The sequence below is a fragment of the Bacillus sp. FSL M8-0049 genome, assembly GCF_038593355.1.
Classification (GTDB): Bacteria; Bacillota; Bacilli; order Bacillales; family Bacillaceae; genus Bacillus; species Bacillus safensis.
Map to the genome: position 1 here is coordinate 1,793,871 of NZ_CP151986.1, position 16,166 is coordinate 1,810,036.

General features: G+C 40.5%; 15 protein-coding genes. 3 read left to right on the forward strand and 12 right to left on the reverse strand.

Features of this window, described 5'->3' with window-relative positions; translation table 11 throughout:
* Window positions 1–25: 25 nt before the first annotated feature.
* From NSU13_RS09165 to NSU13_RS09195, 7 genes are all read right to left on the reverse strand, one after another.
* Window positions 26–1,282, reverse strand: coding sequence for an ABC transporter substrate-binding protein (locus NSU13_RS09165; protein WP_211044077.1), 1,257 nt, complete (start codon window positions 1,280–1,282; stop codon window positions 26–28).
* 218 nt (window positions 1,283–1,500) lie between these two features.
* Window positions 1,501–2,541 carry a LacI family DNA-binding transcriptional regulator gene (locus NSU13_RS09170; RefSeq protein ID WP_211044078.1) on the reverse strand — a complete coding sequence of 347 codons (1,041 nt, stop codon included), beginning with the start codon at window positions 2,539–2,541 and terminating at the stop codon, window positions 1,501–1,503.
* Between the two features lie 186 nt (window positions 2,542–2,727).
* Window positions 2,728–3,420 (reverse strand): D-allulose 6-phosphate 3-epimerase, encoded by a 693-nt coding sequence (alsE, locus tag NSU13_RS09175; RefSeq protein ID WP_034283513.1) that lies wholly within the window; start codon window positions 3,418–3,420, stop codon window positions 2,728–2,730.
* Between the two features lie 17 nt (window positions 3,421–3,437).
* Entirely contained in the window at window positions 3,438–4,700 is a 1,263-nt protein-coding gene (locus tag NSU13_RS09180) for a PTS ascorbate transporter subunit IIC (RefSeq protein ID WP_034283515.1), read from the reverse strand.
* Window positions 4,701–4,725: 25 nt separating this feature from the next.
* On the reverse strand, window positions 4,726–4,992 hold the full coding sequence (locus tag NSU13_RS09185; RefSeq protein WP_024425192.1) for a PTS sugar transporter subunit IIB: 267 nt from the start codon (window positions 4,990–4,992) through the stop codon (window positions 4,726–4,728).
* A 15-nt stretch (window positions 4,993–5,007) separates the two neighbouring features.
* On the reverse strand, window positions 5,008–7,080 hold the full coding sequence (locus NSU13_RS09190) for a BglG family transcription antiterminator (protein ID WP_342490030.1): 2,073 nt from the start codon (window positions 7,078–7,080) through the stop codon (window positions 5,008–5,010).
* A 798-nt stretch (window positions 7,081–7,878) separates the two neighbouring features.
* The gene (locus tag NSU13_RS09195; RefSeq protein WP_342490015.1) at window positions 7,879–8,841 is read right to left on the reverse strand and encodes an HTH domain-containing protein; all 963 of its coding nucleotides are present in this window, start codon (window positions 8,839–8,841) and stop codon (window positions 7,879–7,881) included.
* A gap of 108 nt (window positions 8,842–8,949) precedes the next feature.
* Between NSU13_RS09195 and NSU13_RS09200 the strand changes: the two genes are divergently transcribed.
* Together NSU13_RS09200 and NSU13_RS09205 are read left to right on the forward strand one after the other, a co-directional pair.
* Window positions 8,950–9,429, forward strand: a complete 480-nt coding sequence (locus NSU13_RS09200) for a GyrI-like domain-containing protein (protein WP_342490016.1) — start codon at window positions 8,950–8,952, stop codon at window positions 9,427–9,429.
* Window positions 9,430–9,450: 21 nt separating this feature from the next.
* Window positions 9,451–9,915: a phage tail protein gene (locus NSU13_RS09205; RefSeq protein ID WP_268429545.1), complete on the forward strand. Its 465-nt coding sequence runs from the start codon at window positions 9,451–9,453 to the stop codon at window positions 9,913–9,915.
* A gap of 424 nt (window positions 9,916–10,339) precedes the next feature.
* Here NSU13_RS09205 and NSU13_RS09210 read toward each other — a convergent pair whose 3' ends face one another.
* The 3 genes from NSU13_RS09210 to NSU13_RS09220 form a co-directional block, all read right to left on the reverse strand.
* Complete coding sequence (locus tag NSU13_RS09210; protein ID WP_101677119.1) at window positions 10,340–10,621, reverse strand: hypothetical protein; 282 nt, start codon at window positions 10,619–10,621, stop codon at window positions 10,340–10,342.
* A gap of 5 nt (window positions 10,622–10,626) precedes the next feature.
* Complete coding sequence (locus NSU13_RS09215) at window positions 10,627–12,354, reverse strand: T7SS effector LXG polymorphic toxin (RefSeq protein WP_342490031.1); 1,728 nt, start codon at window positions 12,352–12,354, stop codon at window positions 10,627–10,629.
* 320 nt (window positions 12,355–12,674) lie between these two features.
* A complete protein-coding gene (locus NSU13_RS09220) occupies window positions 12,675–13,094 on the reverse strand; it encodes a MarR family transcriptional regulator (protein ID WP_342490032.1) in 420 nt (139 codons plus the stop codon).
* Between the two features lie 170 nt (window positions 13,095–13,264).
* Between NSU13_RS09220 and NSU13_RS09225 the strand changes: the two genes are divergently transcribed.
* Window positions 13,265–14,785 (forward strand): MDR family MFS transporter, encoded by a 1,521-nt coding sequence (locus NSU13_RS09225; protein WP_342490017.1) that lies wholly within the window; start codon window positions 13,265–13,267, stop codon window positions 14,783–14,785.
* Between the two features lie 38 nt (window positions 14,786–14,823).
* On the opposite strand, the gene NSU13_RS09230 is transcribed toward NSU13_RS09225, so the two are convergent.
* Window positions 14,824–15,693 (reverse strand): class II fructose-bisphosphate aldolase, encoded by an 870-nt coding sequence (locus tag NSU13_RS09230; protein ID WP_065214439.1) that lies wholly within the window; start codon window positions 15,691–15,693, stop codon window positions 14,824–14,826.
* Window positions 15,694–15,695: 2 nt separating this feature from the next.
* A complete protein-coding gene (locus tag NSU13_RS09235; RefSeq protein WP_024427781.1) occupies window positions 15,696–16,154 on the reverse strand; it encodes a fructose PTS transporter subunit IIA in 459 nt (152 codons plus the stop codon).
* Window positions 16,155–16,166 lie beyond the last annotated feature (12 nt).

Consider the following 16,166-nt stretch of genomic DNA (forward strand, 5'->3'; position numbering starts at 1 on the left):
TCACTCCTGTTTCAGCATCCATCGGCTATTGTTTTTTCAAACGCTTATATTCCTCTTCCATTTTCTTTGATAACTGTTCTGGTGTGATGGAGCCTGCTAATAATTCTTGACCCGTTGTTGCCATGACCGCCCACATTCCGCTTGGTAAGTATTTTCGATCGAAATACGGTTCAATCTTCACCTGTTCGTATTGATCGTAAAATGCAGAGTAATAGTTTTTCGCTTTCACTTGTTTTAGAGCTGTTTCAGAGGATGTGCCCTCGGCGATTTTTTTTGCGTTTTCAGGTTTTGCTAAAAAATCGATGAATTGTTTTGCTTCTTTTAGATGCTTAGAGTCTTTCCAAGCAGCAACAGTAAAACGTTCTCCGCCAATCCAGCTTTGTTCATCTCCTTCATGAATGGCTGGAACAGGCATCGTGCCTACTTTGATCGATGAGTTCAACTCTGTTGCTTCAGGTCCTAAGGATCCTCCGACAAAGGTGAAGGCGATTTTGTTTTGTGCCATGAGTTCAGGCGCTTGAGATAGTTTTGCTGTCAGGACATCCTTGTTTAAAAGGTCTTGATCCTTCAGATCTTTCATGAATTGTGCAAGCGGTGTATAGAGAGACCAATCAAATGATCCGTTTTCAAGTTCCTTTCCGTATTGATGCTTTTGATCGGTGATTAATAAAGGCGTCGCCAGCTCATCAAAGACTTGGGCAATATTTGAGTTATCTCCTCCTGGTATCCAGAGCGGCACAACATCTCCTTTGCTCTTTTCTTTCACTGTCAGCAAAGCAGATTTTAATTCATCAAGTGTTCTAGGGACTTCTATGCCATATTCCTTTAATAGATTGGCATTAAAGCTAAGCCCGTCTTTTGCTTGATTCAGCGGGTAAGCGTACACTTTCCCATCTTGGTCTTTTAAAATTTGGTCGAGTGAAGGATCAAGCTGTTTGACCCAATCCATCTCTTTTAAATCAGCCACATACTCGCTATAGCGCAGTTTGGCCCAGCCATGTGTATCAAACAGGTCTGGCATATCGTTTGCTCCCATTTTGACGCGGATCATATCTTCATAGCTGTTGCCTGGAAAATTAGCATCGATTCGAATCTGCTCATGCTTCTTCTCAAACTCACGAATGACTTCTTCAAACGCTTTTCTTTCCCCGCTGTTGCTCATTGTTGAAAATAGCGTCAAGGTGACCTTTCCATTTGCTTCAGATGAGCTGTTATTACCGCAAGCAGACAAAATCATGGTCAAGAAAATGGCTGCAGTCAGCAGCATGATTTTTTTATTCATGGTTTCCTCCTTTTGATCACTGAAAATTCAGACGATTATCGGTAGAATTCATGCAGTTGCGGAAACAAAGGAAGTCCATTATACTGGAATTCTATTCTTTTCAAAGAGATAAGAGAGCATAGCGGCAGGCTGCCTTGTGTTCAGCATGATCTGGCCATCATGCTAAGCAGCTTGCTTTCTGCTTTTTTGTCTCTTTTTTGTTAGCTGAAATCTATGGTTCACCCCCTTTCATGGATGAGACATGTACTGCCTCGCTCGATGAGTGTTGTTGGAACGACGACTTTCAGAGGAAGTTTTCTTCCGTTTATTCTCTCAAGCAAAAGCTTCAGACCGACTTCCCCCATTTCTTCTGTATATACTTTGACGGTCGTAAGCGGCGGGCTTGAAAATGAAGCGGCTTCAATGTCATTAAACCCAACAATGGATACATCTGAAGGTACGTGTAGACCGGCTTCATGCAGAGCGCGCATTGCGCCGATTGCCATAGAGTCACTTCCAATGAAAAAGGCTTGCGGCAGTTTTCCCTTTTTGATCGCTTGCTGCATAAGCGTATAGCCTTCTTGCATGGAGTATTCACCAATGTGGATGTCTTCCATATGAAGAGCGCCCGTCTCCTGCATTCTTTTCATAAACGTCGTTTGTCTTTCGTCCTCAATCACAGCATTACCTTCGAAATAATGCTCCCGCTCTTTCCCGCCAATATAGCCTAGATGTGTATAGCCGAGAGATTGCAGATGACGAATGGCGCGATCTGCCGCTCTGACAAAATCCACATGTACACAATCATACAAATCTTCATCCGCATAATGATTGATAAAAACAATGTGTTCCATTCGATTTGTCATTTTTTCAACCGTATCCGGGCTGATTCGTCCAATGACGATCAAGCCGTCAATTTCCTTTAGCATCGCCCCTTTATCCATGCTTCTTAGGCGAAAGGTATGGAGAGTGGACAGGCCTTGTTTGGCATATTCTTTTTCAATTCCTTTTCGAATCGATGAAAAAAAGGGATCATTTAATTCTTCGTCAATGGATTGAGCGACAACGACACCGATGATTGGGGATTCAGATGGGCTTTTTTCTTCTGCTTGATCGGCTTTTCTTGCTCTCACTGGGGTATAGTTTAACTTCTTAGCAATGTCGAGGATGTTTTGTCTCGTTGTGTGTGAAACGGCAAGCGTTTGATCGCCATTTAACACACGGGATACAGTGGAAACGGACACTTTTGCATCATGAGCAATATCTTTGAGTGTGGTCATAGGCAAACTCCTCATCGTTATTTGACTAAATATTTACTAAAGATATTTGAAGGATAACACATAAATAAAGCGCTTTCAATTATGAATTTTTGATTTTTATTTTGTTTTTGGGTAAGTTTTGGTGAATGAATTGTGTTTTAGTAAAATTTGCGTAAAAAAAGAGGATGGTTTTCATCCTCTCTTTTACTAACGTGATTCGATTGAGGCTGTTTCTTTTGCAAATATTTGCTTCATTCTTTCCCAAGCAGTGTCGAGTTCTTTATGAAGTCCAAATAAACCTGAGGTGCCGATGATGTAGATCTCATTTCCAGCCTCAGCAAGCAGCCGGAACGTGCTCTCATTACAAGAGCCGTCTACTTCAATTGAAAACGAGTATCCTTCGTGTTTTTTGATATCTTTCACCTGTTTAATTTTCTGAAGCATTTCTTTAATAAAAGGCTGTCCGGCAAAGCCTGGATCGATTGTCATGATCGTCACTCTGTCTATTAAATGAATAAAGGAATCTAATGCTGCAACAGGTGTGGCGGGATTTAGAACAAAGCCAACCTCACATTTTCTTTGGTGAATATGGCGTATGATTCGAAAGGCATCTTTTTGCACGACTTCTGGGTGTAAACAAATCATCGTTGCGCCTGCATCAATACATGCATCGATTAAAAATTCCTGCGGATGTTCGGCCATTAGATGAACATCAATCGGTAAATTTGTCAGTTTCCGAAGCTGTTCAATGAAAAAGGGTGATAACGTAATATTCTTCACATAATGCCCATCCATCACGTCGACATGGTACCGGTCTGCTCTCGTGTTGAGAAGATGAATTTGTTCACGGAAATGCGTTAGATCCATGCACATCAGTGAAGGTGAAAAAACGGCTGTCATTCTCAGGCTCCTCCTTTTTACAGTTGAAATAAAAACTTGATCAATCCAATCAAGATTCCGATGATACCAAAGTCTGTATCTCCAAACGTTGTCCCTTCAAAGCCAAGGGTTCCTAACACAGGTAATAAACAGGCAGGTAAAAAGGAAAGAAGCAATCCATTTACAAAGGCCCCAGCGACTGCACCTCTTACCCCTCCTGTTGCATTGCCATACACGCCTGCTGTAGCACCGCAAAAAAAGTGCGGGACAAGACCAGGGACAATGACAGTTAAACCAAACAAAGGTAAAAGAAAAATGGATACAATGCCTCCTGCAAAGCTGCATAAAAAACCGATAATGACCGCATTAGGCGCAAATGGAAAAACGGTTGGCGCATCAAGTGCCGGCTTTGCCCCCTTCACGAATCGATCGGCAATCCCTTTAAATGCAGGCACGATCTCGCCAATGGCCATCCGTACCCCTGCTAAAATAATGTACACACCAGCAGCAAACGTAATCGCCTGAATGAGAATGAAGACAGCGAAGTTCGTGCCCCCGCTAATTTGTTCTATATAAGGAATTCCTGCAAACGGTGCAATTGCAAAGAACAGTAAAGCCATCGTAATCGAAATGGCAACAGATGTATCTCTTAGAAAACCGAGTGATTTAGGCACTTGAATGGTTTCCGTTGATTTTTCAGGAGAACCAACCCATTTGCCGATCATTCCCGCAGTAAAATACCCGAAAGTACTGAAGTGTCCGAGCGCGAGATCATTGCTTCCGGTGACTTTCCTCGTAAACGGCTGAAGGATTGCGGGTGCAATGACCATAGCTGCACCTAATATCATTGAGCCAGTGGAGATGAGCAGCCACCCGTGCATGCCGGCTGTCGAGAGAACGACGGCGAGCATCGCCGCCATATACAACGTGTGGTGACCAGTCAAAAAGACGTATTTAAAGGGTGTGAATCTTGCAAGTAACAAATTGACCAGCATACCAAAAATCATGATAAGTGCTGTCTGTGTACCGAATTCCTTTTGAGCAATGGCGGCCATAGCATCTGTATTTGGGACAACCCCTTGAATGTGAAAGGCTGCTTCGAACATCTTTCGAAAAACCCCGAGTGAATCAGAGACGACTGTAGCGCCAGCCCCTAATATTAAGAAGCCCATGGTTGTTTTCAAGGTGCCTGACACAGTATCTGCGGCTGATTTTTTCTGCAAAAGTAAACCGGCTAGTGCAAACAAACCGATGAGAATGGCAGGTGTGCCCAATATATCGTTCATGATCAGTTCTATCATGATGTGAATCCCCCTTTTTCATGACTTAAATATGTTGACGAAGGACGTCTTTAATGGCTTCCTGGTCTAACAAATTGTTTAAGCCAGCCACATTTCTTGTGCCGTCATTCAGCTGGTCAATAATATCAGCTGCTCCGATATAAAGGTCTGCTTGTTCATTTTTACTTGTACTGAGATCGGTATGATCCACTTCAGCTTTAAGACCTAATTCTTCTAATGCTTTTTTGACATTCATTTCTACAATAAAGCTGCTTCCTAACCCGTTTCCACATACAACAAGAATTTTTTTCATTTTCTTACTCCTCCTTTATACTTGTGAAAATTGATCGATTAGTTTTTGAACCGATGCTAAATCTTCTGCTTCAATCAATTGTTTCGTCCGTTTCTCTTCACTTAACAGCATGGTCAGCTGTTTGAGTGCTTTCAGGTGGCTCATGCTGTCAATAGCCGCTAGCACTATGACGAGCCGCACCTGCTTTTTTCCATCCTTTGAAAACGAAATGGGCTGTTTGAATGACATGAGTGTCATGCTCAATTTGTTCACGCCGTCCTCGGGCCTTGCATGTGGAATGGCCACTTGTGGTGCAATGACAATATAAGGACCATTTTGAAGAACAGACTGTATCATGGCTTCTACATAACTTGGTTTAATAGCATGTTGATCAAGTAAAGGCTGCGCCGCTTTTGTAATCGCCTCTTGCCATGTGTCTGCTGTTTGGTGGAGCTTGATGGTTTGTTCTGTTAATAAATCATTTAACACTGGATTCCACCCTTTCTGATAGGATACATATGTGGGATAAAGCAGCTCCCTAATATCATGAAGCAGTGCTTGTTTATTTTGTACGATGGTATGCTGCTGAATGATGTTAAATAAAGCGTTTACATGCTTCTCTTCAATCTTCGTTTCTGAGCCTTTCCCGTATTGAAGTAATGTTTTTTTCTCATAGGCAGTTAAAATAGGATGAACGAGATGAACTGGTTTTCCTTTAAACGAAATAGGTGTTGTGGACACAACGAAATCTGCATCAACGGCTGTTAATTCTTCATATGCACGCTTTGATAACAGTCCGCGTACTTCAATGTAGCCAATTAATTCGAGAAGCTGAGTTTTCAGCATGTTACTTGTGCCGATTCCTTCTCCGCAGACAATGTATACAGAACGCCTGACAATGGATGAAATTCCTTCTCTTCTCATCCAGCTGCCAAAATGCATGGCGAGATATGCAATTTCATGGTCACTCAACTTTGAACAGGCCACCTTTTCTAAATGACAAGCAACTTTTTGAGTGATTTCAAACACTTCTGGCTGTGCCTTTTTTATAGAATCCGTCAATTCATTGATGATACCAATGTGATAGATGAGCCTGTAATAAGCTGGAATTAAATGCATTGTCAAGTTTTGCTCCAATGCTTTTGGTTCTTGAAAGGAAATACAAGCATATCTCTGAAAGTCAAATATCATTTGTCTGGCGATCGTGCGAATGAGATGTTCTTCTGGTTTTTTAATTGATGGAAGTTTTTGTTTTTTGGCACTGAGCCATAAGGTGCTAAGAAAATAGATCTCATCATCATGAACAATGAGACTGGCCTCTTTTTGAATCTGCGCCATGAAACGAATAGCAGCCAAGCATTCCTCTGTTTCCTGCAATGTTCGCTTTTCTTCGTTTGAAATGTGTACAGCATGCCCCAGCTTCATCCGCTTGAAGTAGAAAAAGAGATCCAAAGAGAGCTGTTCCAGCATCTCATCTGCAAATTCAAGCTTAAGTTCTTGTTCTGACTGCTGGAGGAGATGGTGTACCCGTTTGGATGAAATAGGTCCCTTTAACCAAAACGACGGAAACGTTTTTTCGTTTTTTATCATGGTGCGAATGAAATGTATATAAGGTTTGAGTGCCAATCGAATGGCCCTTTCGTCTCCTGATATGACATAGCCGCTTGCTGATTGATAGCGGAGTGTGATCTCCTGCTTTGAAAGCGCTTCTTTTAGCTGTTTCATATCCTCGAGCAATGTATTTCGGCTCACCTTTGTCATCTTCATAAAATCATCAATTCTTAGGCAATGCTCGCTGCATGCAATGGATAAAAGCAAAATGGCCCTTCGTTCCTTTACACATGGTTCATAATCGTGACCAATAAGAATGGTATCAGCTTTTTGAATAATGACTTCTTTTTCATGAGGGTTTAAATAATAGCCAAGTTGGCCTTTTCGCTGCACACCACTAAGCTGATGAGTTTCCAGCCAGCTGTTCATTCGTTTGATTTCAGCGTAAACGGTTCGAGTCGAGACATTCATTCGATTCTGTAAATCTTCTATTGATAGAAAAGATGTCGTATGAAGCAGCATAGATAGTAACGTCGTGCCCCTTTTGGTTAAGTACAGTTGGAATTCCTCCCTTCTTCCCTTAGGTTATAAGTTTAATCAACTCACATGCATCAAAGAAGCCCAAATGTCTTCAGCACGTGCTGTGCAGCGATTGTGTGCTCTTTTCATAAGAAAAACACACTATAAGGCTTATATACAAAGAGTCTTTTGTCTTTTTTACGTGTTTAAGGAGCAATAAAAGCAAAAAACCTTGATTGGTATAAAGCCATTCAAGGTTTTTTCACTTCTTATCATTTTTTATTTTTCCTATACGTGACGATCAAAATTATTTGTTGTTTAAACTAAATCCGAAATCCAAATAGTTTTCAAATGAAAGACAGATACACCAATCCCCTTCTAATGATATAAAGTAGTGATGCTGTGGGATATCTAAAAAATAGACTAGTAACTCTTTTAAATGTTTTAATTCAAACTGGTACCCAAACTCTGTAAGGTTATCCCCTATGTAAATTACTTGTAAGTCATTAGCTAAATATTTTTCTTTTAATTCAGTTATAAATAGAAGAGCATCAGAAAGTAACGATTCATTATTTGAGCTCTTACTATGGTGTTTATTGGTTTGTAACCAATTTATTTTCGAACCAGCAAAATCAAATTTTTGTTCTATTAAATCTAAATAAATTTATGGATTTTCATGTACTTTGACATATTTAAGTAGGTCTTTTAATTCCAAATCCTTTATTAGATCTTCATCATAAGAATTCAATAAAATAAACCCCTTTATCTAAATGTATTTATTTCACTACCTTCTTGTCAAAATTCATAGGAATCGCTGTGAGGTCTAACCAGCATTGATTATGGACAATATAGGAGGAGTCTCTCTTGTAAACCTTCCAAGATTTCTACAGGCATTTCCCTGACCTTGATATCATCGCCTAGGAAAAATAGCCAATTTGTTATTTCGGTTATTTCTTCTGAATGATTAACATCGATAAAAGTCTTTAAAATGGCTGTAGTTTGGTAAGGATTCGTATAAGAAATTGACATTTTGAAAGGATGGTATTTTTTGAACTGTGCAATTGCCTTTGGACCAAGTTCAAGGACAAGGTTAATTACTTCCTCCTGTTTACTTAGTTTTTCTAAAATCTTTTTCCTGCTTAATCGAATATTTGTAGAGCATGGTTCTACATCTGTGAGATGGTCGACAGGCAAAATCCGTTTCTTCTCCTCCTTTAAATCAAAGCCTTCGATCAGCCACAGGCTTTTTTCACGATAAAGGTTCAAGAGGTAAATAGGATAGGAATTTATCACTTTCTCCTCTCTTATGGTAATCAGTAAATATCGATCCAAAATAAGCAGTTGGATTAATTTTTCTAACATGGGATGAGGGAGATCTGTCAAATCAAGCAGATCAGGATTATTCGGATTAGTCCCTTCAAATAGCAAGAGGCGATTTAACAGAACAAGGTCATCTTGCTGGGTTTCTGAGATGAGTCCTAGTAATTTTTCAGCTAAAGACTGGCGACTCTTTAAATAAGGGAGTTGTTGGTTTCTTGTGGCCATAAAGGCAATAAAAAGAGCTTTAATCTCATTATCGGTAAAACGAACAGTTGGCAGGACGGAATTGTTCATCACAAAATACCCCCCGTCCCTTCCGACTTCTGCGACAAGCGGCATCCCCATAGCTTCAATTTCTCTGATGTCTCTAATTGCTGTCGAACGAGAGATATTAAATTCTCTCATGATTTCAGAAATTGTAAAGTTGGCGCGGTTGTTGATATACCGCATGATGGTATTAATCCGTTCAACTTTTTTCATCTGGCCCCCCTAAACAGTATCATTTTTTGACATGGTTTAAGCCTATTATATATTTATCAAGTGAAAAGAAAAAACATTTGATCAATTTTTCAAAAGGATGTGTAGAATATGACAGATTATATACTAGAAGAAAAAGACAGCTTTCACGTGTTAGGTATTGGAACTGAACTTAAGAGTCATTACACAGACTATGCGGGCATAACGAAGGAAAAAGCAGACTTTTGGCAAGCAGTCAATCAAGAAGGAAAGCTTGACACATTAAAAGCCATTGCCACAAATGACTATATTTTTATCGTAAACGAAGCGGTAAATAACAAGCTGATGCATTATGTCGGGGTGATGACAGAGGAATCGTTACCAGAAGCAGACAGAGTGATTCAATTTCCTAAAGGGGAATATCTAATCGTTAAAGGGGAAGCTAAAACCGCTGATGAATTGCATCAAACGCTTACTGGTATTGCATTTGGTCAAGTCTTGCCTGAAGCAAAGAATTTCGCCTATGTTGGTGGACCAAACGCAGTGGTAGAGATGGGTCAGCGAAACGACTTATTACTCGGTGAGATGTGGATTCCTGTTGTACGAAAATAAGAAGGATTTGGAGGGATAGAAATGGCCTATATCGTTGATTTTAAAAATGTGTCTACGATTGGTTTAGAATCTTCACCTGTAGCAGAAGCACTTGCTGGCTTACGAGCGAATGAGGCTCGTTACTTTATGAACAAATATAAGCATGAATTTACAGTATTACCTGCTAGCGAAAGTCAGGAGACCCTTGATTATGTGAACCGAGTGTTAAAAGAAGAACGTGAACTAGAGTTTGCAGCCAAACCTTTAGAAACGGCAAGTTTTCAAGTGGAAAATATCAAATGGACCTACGTCTTTTATGAGGATGGTCTTGCAATTAACGTCCTGTATACAGTCGATGACCCGAAAAAACGTGCTGTTGGTTTTAAGCTTTCTGAAGGGATGGAAGTACCAAAGGAATTAGAAGGGAAATTTAAATTTGCTAGGCAGAAGTCTAAACTAGCTGGAACGATTCGTGGGTCATTTTTTAAAATTAAAGGGGAATATTGAACTCGAATTTGTGAATCTGATGAAACAAATAAATTAAAATTATTTCCTCCTTCTAAACAGAGCAGCATTCTCTATGCATTATTAGAGGATGTTTTTCTGTTTATTGTACCAACTTTATTTTCTTATGAAGAAGTTCGCCGTTAAAATGGCTTGGCTATTGCACTGTTTAACATCTATACTTTTTTCAGACCTATATTCAAAGAAAATGATGTGAAGTATCCCTCATTCAAAAAAACACTCACCATAAAAGCTGTGAGTGCCTAGTTTTGCTTGTCTCTATCATACGATGACCCACACAGGAAAAAAGATCCCCATTCTCCTTTTGGTCGGTTTTTTCTCGGATAGGAGTCCAGAGTCCAATAAACACCAAAAACCTTGAAGCATTAGCCCATCAAGGTTTTATATAATCTATAAATTCTGTAAATCATCTCCACCGCCAGCTAATTTCCCTATCAGGATAAACTGCAGGTATATATATCCCCCTTCTTTTATTTTCATCATCAATAATGTACCAATTGTTATCCTCTAACCATTCTTCATTAAAATTTGTTTCTACAAAATCATTTTCTTCATCAACAAGTGCTGCGAAAAAATCATTAAATTTGTCTATATTATTTGAAGGGATAATCTCACCATTAACCCACATACCATCAACATTAATATCGCGTATATCTCCTAAAAACTCGTTTAGAAAGTATAATTTCACAATTCTCACTCCTTAGGTGAAACCTTAATATATTGGCTTGGAACTTCCCCTTTAATCAAATACTCATTATCCCTTTTAGTCCAATTAATCGCTCTTTTCTTCCAAAAATCAGAACAAGTAACATCTCTTTCAATCAACTTTTGAATTTGTTTTGGAGAAAGTATAACAACACCTTTTAGCTTTCCAGACTGTATATCTTTCCTTAAAGCTGATATGTTTAGTTCAATTGCATTTTCTCCATAATTTCCAATAACATTTTTGTTATTTGTAAAACTAGTATAAGGGCTATTAGATTTAGCTCCTTTTCTATAACCTCCAAGTATATGCTCTGTAACAGTCACTTCTCGTCCTTTATATAAACCTTCTTTACTAGCTGGTACTAAATCACCTGAACTTGATATATGAGGTTTACCAATTCCATTTGGTCTAGTTGGAGAGTGTAGTAAACTATCCCCTCTATATAAATTACTTTTGTTGGTTAAAGAAGCATCATCTATACCCCTAATCCCCATCTTCCCATGAAACCCTTTCACCCCAAACGGCAAAAGCATTCCAAGCGCCGCGTTCATACTCGCTTCCTGCTGTTCTTTCGAGATCTTATTTCCAAACATGTCTCGGCCTGTGATCGCTTCGCTGAAACCGTTGGTGGCGGTGAGACCATATAAGCCTTTTTGCGATGTTTTCAGGGCGTCAAAGGATTTTTGTGATGTCTTGTAAATGTCGACTGCCCTGACCGCGGCTGATGTGACTTGGGTCGTTTTATAGACAGCTTTTCCGCCTTTGAAAATGCGGCCTGCCCAGCCGACGATTGGGATGTAGCCTGCGGCTGCCATGCCGCCTGCCGCGACTCGCTGACCTGCGGTGAGTTCCTCGCCTGTGATTGGATCAACGCCCGTTGCGGCACGTTTTGCATCGTTCACGCCGGTCAGTTCATTCACGATGTTTCCACCATAATCGAGGGCTTTTTCATACCAAGGGCGGTTGGCGAGGGCTTCTTGTTCCTTTGCGATCTTGCGGGCTTCTTCTTGTTCTTTTTTGATTTCCAGATATTCAGCAGTTTGCTTCTCAATATCGCTCTTTGCCTTGTAGATTTCGCTATTTTGATACGCTTTCTTATCAAAATTCATAGGCGAAATCGCTTTTCCGTCATTTGTCGCATTCATCATTTCAGCGTACAATGCCATTGTAGCTTGCTGCTCCGTCTCTGACAAAGCATATTCATCTTTTAAATTTTGATCAAGCTCTCTCAGTTCTTTGACCGTCTTTTTTCGATCATCTTCCGCATCTTCTATTTTTTCATCAAAGGTTTGGCTATCAAATACCTCTAGGGAAATGAGGTCATCAATGTCTTGAAAAATCGTTTTGAGTGCCTTTTTTTGATCCTTTACAATGCTTTTGGCGTTTTTGATGCCCATATGTACTGCGTTGTCTAAAAAGTGATCCTCTATAAAGGTATCGCCGCCAAAGCTCGTATCATCCAGTGTCCCAGAAACACCTTCATGAAAGGCTTTTTGTTTATCAATGAAGCTGATAAACATGTCTACATTTCCAGCGAGCTCTTTATAGAAACTTTTAATGTTATCGGCACCTTTCCCAGTGAAATCATCACCGAGATTGGCCACACCTTGTAATGACTTTTTTAAATCTACCATTTGTTCGCGGAGTTCCTGATAGTGTTTTGCCCTTGTGTCCATGGCACTGGTTAGTGCTTTAGCATCAAGTATCTTACCCAGAAGAATTCACTCCTTCCTATTCATTGACAAGGTCAATTTTACCAATAAAAATTTTGTCATTAAATAGGAATATTGATACAAAAAACAGTACTTATTATATAAGTGGACAATGTTTCAATAGAATACTTTAGCTCCACTTTTGTCAGTAATAATTATGATGCGATATTTAGAACATCTTTTAAATAAATATTTTTTTAAGCTACTTCATTATAAAATTGTTATAGAGCACTTCCATGGTAAGGAAGATGTCACTAGTCGAGGCAATCCCTACATGAATTAGGAATGCACTTAGAAAAAGCACACCCGCATCAGTGTACTTTTTACGATTTAGACTTCAGCAATTGCAGCTCTTGCTCCATGATATCTGCTGCTTCAGTTATAAATTGAATAATTAAATCTAATTCTTCTGGTTTGTATTCGTTTGTAAGCTGTTTAGTTGATGCTGATAAGGATTGGAAAAGTTCTTTCACTTGTGATTTTCCTGCTGTTAGTGGGACAATGATGACTCTTCGTTTGTCTTTTGGGTCCTTTTCTCTTTTGGCGTAGCCCGCTTTGACAAGGCGGTCAATAAGAGCTGTGACCGCACCTGAGCTAAGACCTGTTTTTTCACTTAATTCTCCTGCTGTGAGAGGACCGAGTTCGTTTAATAGATCGGCGGATTTGAGATCTGTTGGAAAAAGGCCGAGCGATTGAGCGGCCGCTTGGTGGAACAAGACGGTTCGTGTGGCGAGGCGCCTCATTGTATGGATGATCTGGGCTGCTCTGTCTTCAGCCTCGTTCTTTATTGACAACTTGTTCTCCTCCCTTTAAAATCAATTTATCTTGATCATCAAGATAAATGTTCTCTTACTTTATGGTTAAGTTGATCATAGCAAAAATAATGAGAGAACGTAAGCAGGAGGTAAATGAAATGAATCATGTGGATAAAGGCAAGGCATCCACTCGCTTTGTTGTCATCGGTTTGCTGTTAGGGATTTTTATGGCAGCGATGGACAATACCATTGTTGCAACAGCAATGGGGAGCATCGTAGCAGATTTAGGCAGTTTTGATAAATTTGCTTGGGTGACGGCTTCTTATATGGTGGCAGTGATGGCGGGAATGCCGATTTACGGAAAGCTTTCTGATATGTATGGTCGAAAGCGTTTTTTTCTGTTTGGACTTATTTTCTTTTTAATTGGATCAGCGCTGTGCGGTATCGCGCAAACGATGGATCAGCTCATTATTTACCGAGCCATTCAAGGGCTTGGGGGCGGTGCACTTCTTCCGATCGCATTTACGATTATCTTTGACATCTTCCCGCCTGAAAAGCGCGGAAAAATGTCTGGTATGTTTGGAGCAGTCTTTGGTTTATCAAGTGTACTCGGACCGCTTTTAGGTGCTATTATTACGGATTCGATCGGCTGGCATTGGGTTTTCTATATTAATGTGCCAATTGGTATTGTCAGTGTCTTCTTGATCGCCAGATACTATCAGGAATCGCTTGAACATCGTAAGCAGAAAATCGACTGGTCAGGTGCTATTACACTTGTCGTTGCGGTTGTCAGCTTAATGTTCGCGCTTGAGCTTGGCGGTAAATCTTATGCTTGGGATTCGGTGCAAATCCTCACACTTTTTGCTGTGTTTCTTGTGTTCGGTACGATCTTCTTTATTGTTGAGCGCAAGGCTGAGGAACCGATTATCTCATTTTGGATGTTTAAAAATCGATTATTTGCAACATCTCAAATTTTGGCGTTTTTATATGGCGGGACATTTATTATTCTTGCTGTCTTTATTCCTATTTTCGTGCAGGCTGTGTACGGTGAATCTGCAACAAGTGCAGGGTTCATTTTAACACCGATGATGATTGGATCAGTCATTGGCAGTATGATTGGCGGAACGATGCAGACGAAAGTGCCTTTCAGACGTCTTATGACTATTTCTGTCATTTCATTTTTCGCTGGGATGCTGCTGCTTGCCAATATGTCACCAGATACAGCAAGACTGTGGCTCACACTCTTTATGATGATATCAGGCTTTGGCGTCGGGTTCAGCTTCTCCCTTCTGCCGTCAGCTTCAATGAATGATCTTGAGCCGCGCTACCGAGGCAGTGCAAACTCGACCAATTCATTTATGAGATCACTTGGAATGACGCTCGGTGTAACGATTTTCGGGACGATTCAAACCAATGTGCTGACAAATCGTTTAGCTGATGCCTTTAGCGGAATGAAAGGAGCCCCTTCTCAAGTAGGCGATCCACAGGCTATTTTCCAAGAAGGTGCCCGCTCACAAATTCCGACTGATATTTTAAATAAAGTCATCGATGCGATGTCACAAAGTATTACGTACGTATTTTTGCTTGCATTATTCCCGATTGCACTTGCGGCGATTACGGTCGTATTTATGGGAAATGCACGGGTACGCACATCTAATGAAATGAAGGAAAACGAATAAAGGGAAAAAGCAGAGCGATAGCAGCTCTGCTTTTTTTCTTATTGATATAACGGATGGGCTTTGCCCTCACTGCCAACGATTCGTATTTTCGATTGGACCATGTCTTTTGCTGCTTGTTTTGCTTTTTGTAAATACATACGCGGATCTAAGCTTTCAGGTTCGTTTGAGAAATGATCACGTATCGCCTCGGAATATGCATTTTTCAGTTCAGTTGAGACATTCACCTTTGCCATACCAAGTGCAACGCATCGCTTGACATCCTCATCTGGTACAGCGGAACCACCGTGCAGGACAAGTGGTACATCGACCAGCGCTGCAATTTGTTCAATGCGGGCAAAGTCAATATCCGGCACCCCTTTATAAATGCCATGGGCAGTACCAATCGCAGGCGCTAAAGTAGGCACCCCAGTTTCTTCTACAAATTGGCGGCATTCTGATGGAACGGCTTTTTCAGCATCCTTTTCGTCGACGACGATATCATCTTCTACGCCGCCTACCTTGCCTAGCTCTGCTTCGACATTTACACCGACTTTTAAGGCAAGATCTACGACTTCTTTTGTGCGGCGTACATTTTCTTCATATGAGTGCATAGATGCATCGATCATAACGGATGTATATCCAGCTCTGATACAGGTGAGAATCACATCAAAGTCTGTGCAGTGATCCAGGTGAAGACCGATTGGGATTTGATATTGATCAGCCGCCGCCTTCACTGTATCTGCAATCGCTTTTGCTCCAAGAGATTGAACCGTTCCAACCGTTGTTTGCAAAATCACAGGTGACTTTAATTCTGCAGCAGTTTCGAGCACCCAATAGATACTGTCAAAGGAGTGTACATTGAATGCCACAATTCCGTATTTTTCTTTTTTCGCAGCCTCAAGCATTGGTGTTGTTGAAAGTAAAGGCATGATCAAACATCCTCTCTAGTTAAAATATCCGTTTCTAATACAGCAAGCATGTCTTCATTTGTTCTTGTTTCCAGCAGTTTTTGACGTTTCGTTTCATCCATTAAGCCTCGTGAAAGGGCTGAAAGTGCTTTTAAATGAGTCGTCCCTGCTTCACTTTTAGGGATCAGTAAGGATAAGAAGAAAAAGCAAGGCTTCCCATCAAAAGCGTCCCATTCAATTCCTGTTTCCGTGCGGACGATCACAAGTGCTGGTTTCGTGATGGCTTCTGTTTGTGTATGCGGAATGGCAAATCCATCTTGAAATCCGGTTGTACTAAGTGCTTCCCTTTCCGCTAAGCCTTTTTTGACATCCTCTGGTGAGGTGCAAATACCTGCTTTATAGGCAATGTCTGCAATGGCTGCGAACACGCCAGCCTGTGAAGAAGCTGTTTCGTGAAGATTCATATAGATATGTTCCATCATTTCTCTTCCTCC

What these genes read in the sequence shown, in the direction of transcription:
- NSU13_RS09165 (WP_211044077.1), bottom strand. Translation starts at nt 1,282, where the DNA reads ATGAATAAAAAAATCATGCTGCTGACTGCAGCCATTTTCTTGACCATG.
- NSU13_RS09170 (WP_211044078.1), bottom strand. Translation starts at nt 2,541, where the DNA reads ATGACCACACTCAAAGATATTGCTCATGATGCAAAAGTGTCCGTTTCC.
- alsE (WP_034283513.1), bottom strand. Translation starts at nt 3,420, where the DNA reads ATGACAGCCGTTTTTTCACCTTCACTGATGTGCATGGATCTAACGCAT.
- NSU13_RS09180 (WP_034283515.1), bottom strand. Translation starts at nt 4,700, where the DNA reads ATGATAGAACTGATCATGAACGATATATTGGGCACACCTGCCATTCTC.
- NSU13_RS09185 (WP_024425192.1), bottom strand. Translation starts at nt 4,992, where the DNA reads ATGAAAAAAATTCTTGTTGTATGTGGAAACGGGTTAGGAAGCAGCTTT.
- NSU13_RS09195 (WP_342490015.1), bottom strand. Translation starts at nt 8,841, where the DNA reads ATGAAAAAAGTTGAACGGATTAATACCATCATGCGGTATATCAACAAC.
- NSU13_RS09200 (WP_342490016.1), top strand. Translation starts at nt 8,950, where the DNA reads ATGACAGATTATATACTAGAAGAAAAAGACAGCTTTCACGTGTTAGGT.
- NSU13_RS09205 (WP_268429545.1), top strand. Translation starts at nt 9,451, where the DNA reads ATGGCCTATATCGTTGATTTTAAAAATGTGTCTACGATTGGTTTAGAA.
- NSU13_RS09220 (WP_342490032.1), bottom strand. Translation starts at nt 13,094, where the DNA reads ATGAGGCGCCTCGCCACACGAACCGTCTTGTTCCACCAAGCGGCCGCT.
- NSU13_RS09225 (WP_342490017.1), top strand. Translation starts at nt 13,265, where the DNA reads ATGAATCATGTGGATAAAGGCAAGGCATCCACTCGCTTTGTTGTCATC.
- NSU13_RS09230 (WP_065214439.1), bottom strand. Translation starts at nt 15,693, where the DNA reads ATGCCTTTACTTTCAACAACACCAATGCTTGAGGCTGCGAAAAAAGAA.
- NSU13_RS09235 (WP_024427781.1), bottom strand. Translation starts at nt 16,154, where the DNA reads ATGATGGAACATATCTATATGAATCTTCACGAAACAGCTTCTTCACAG.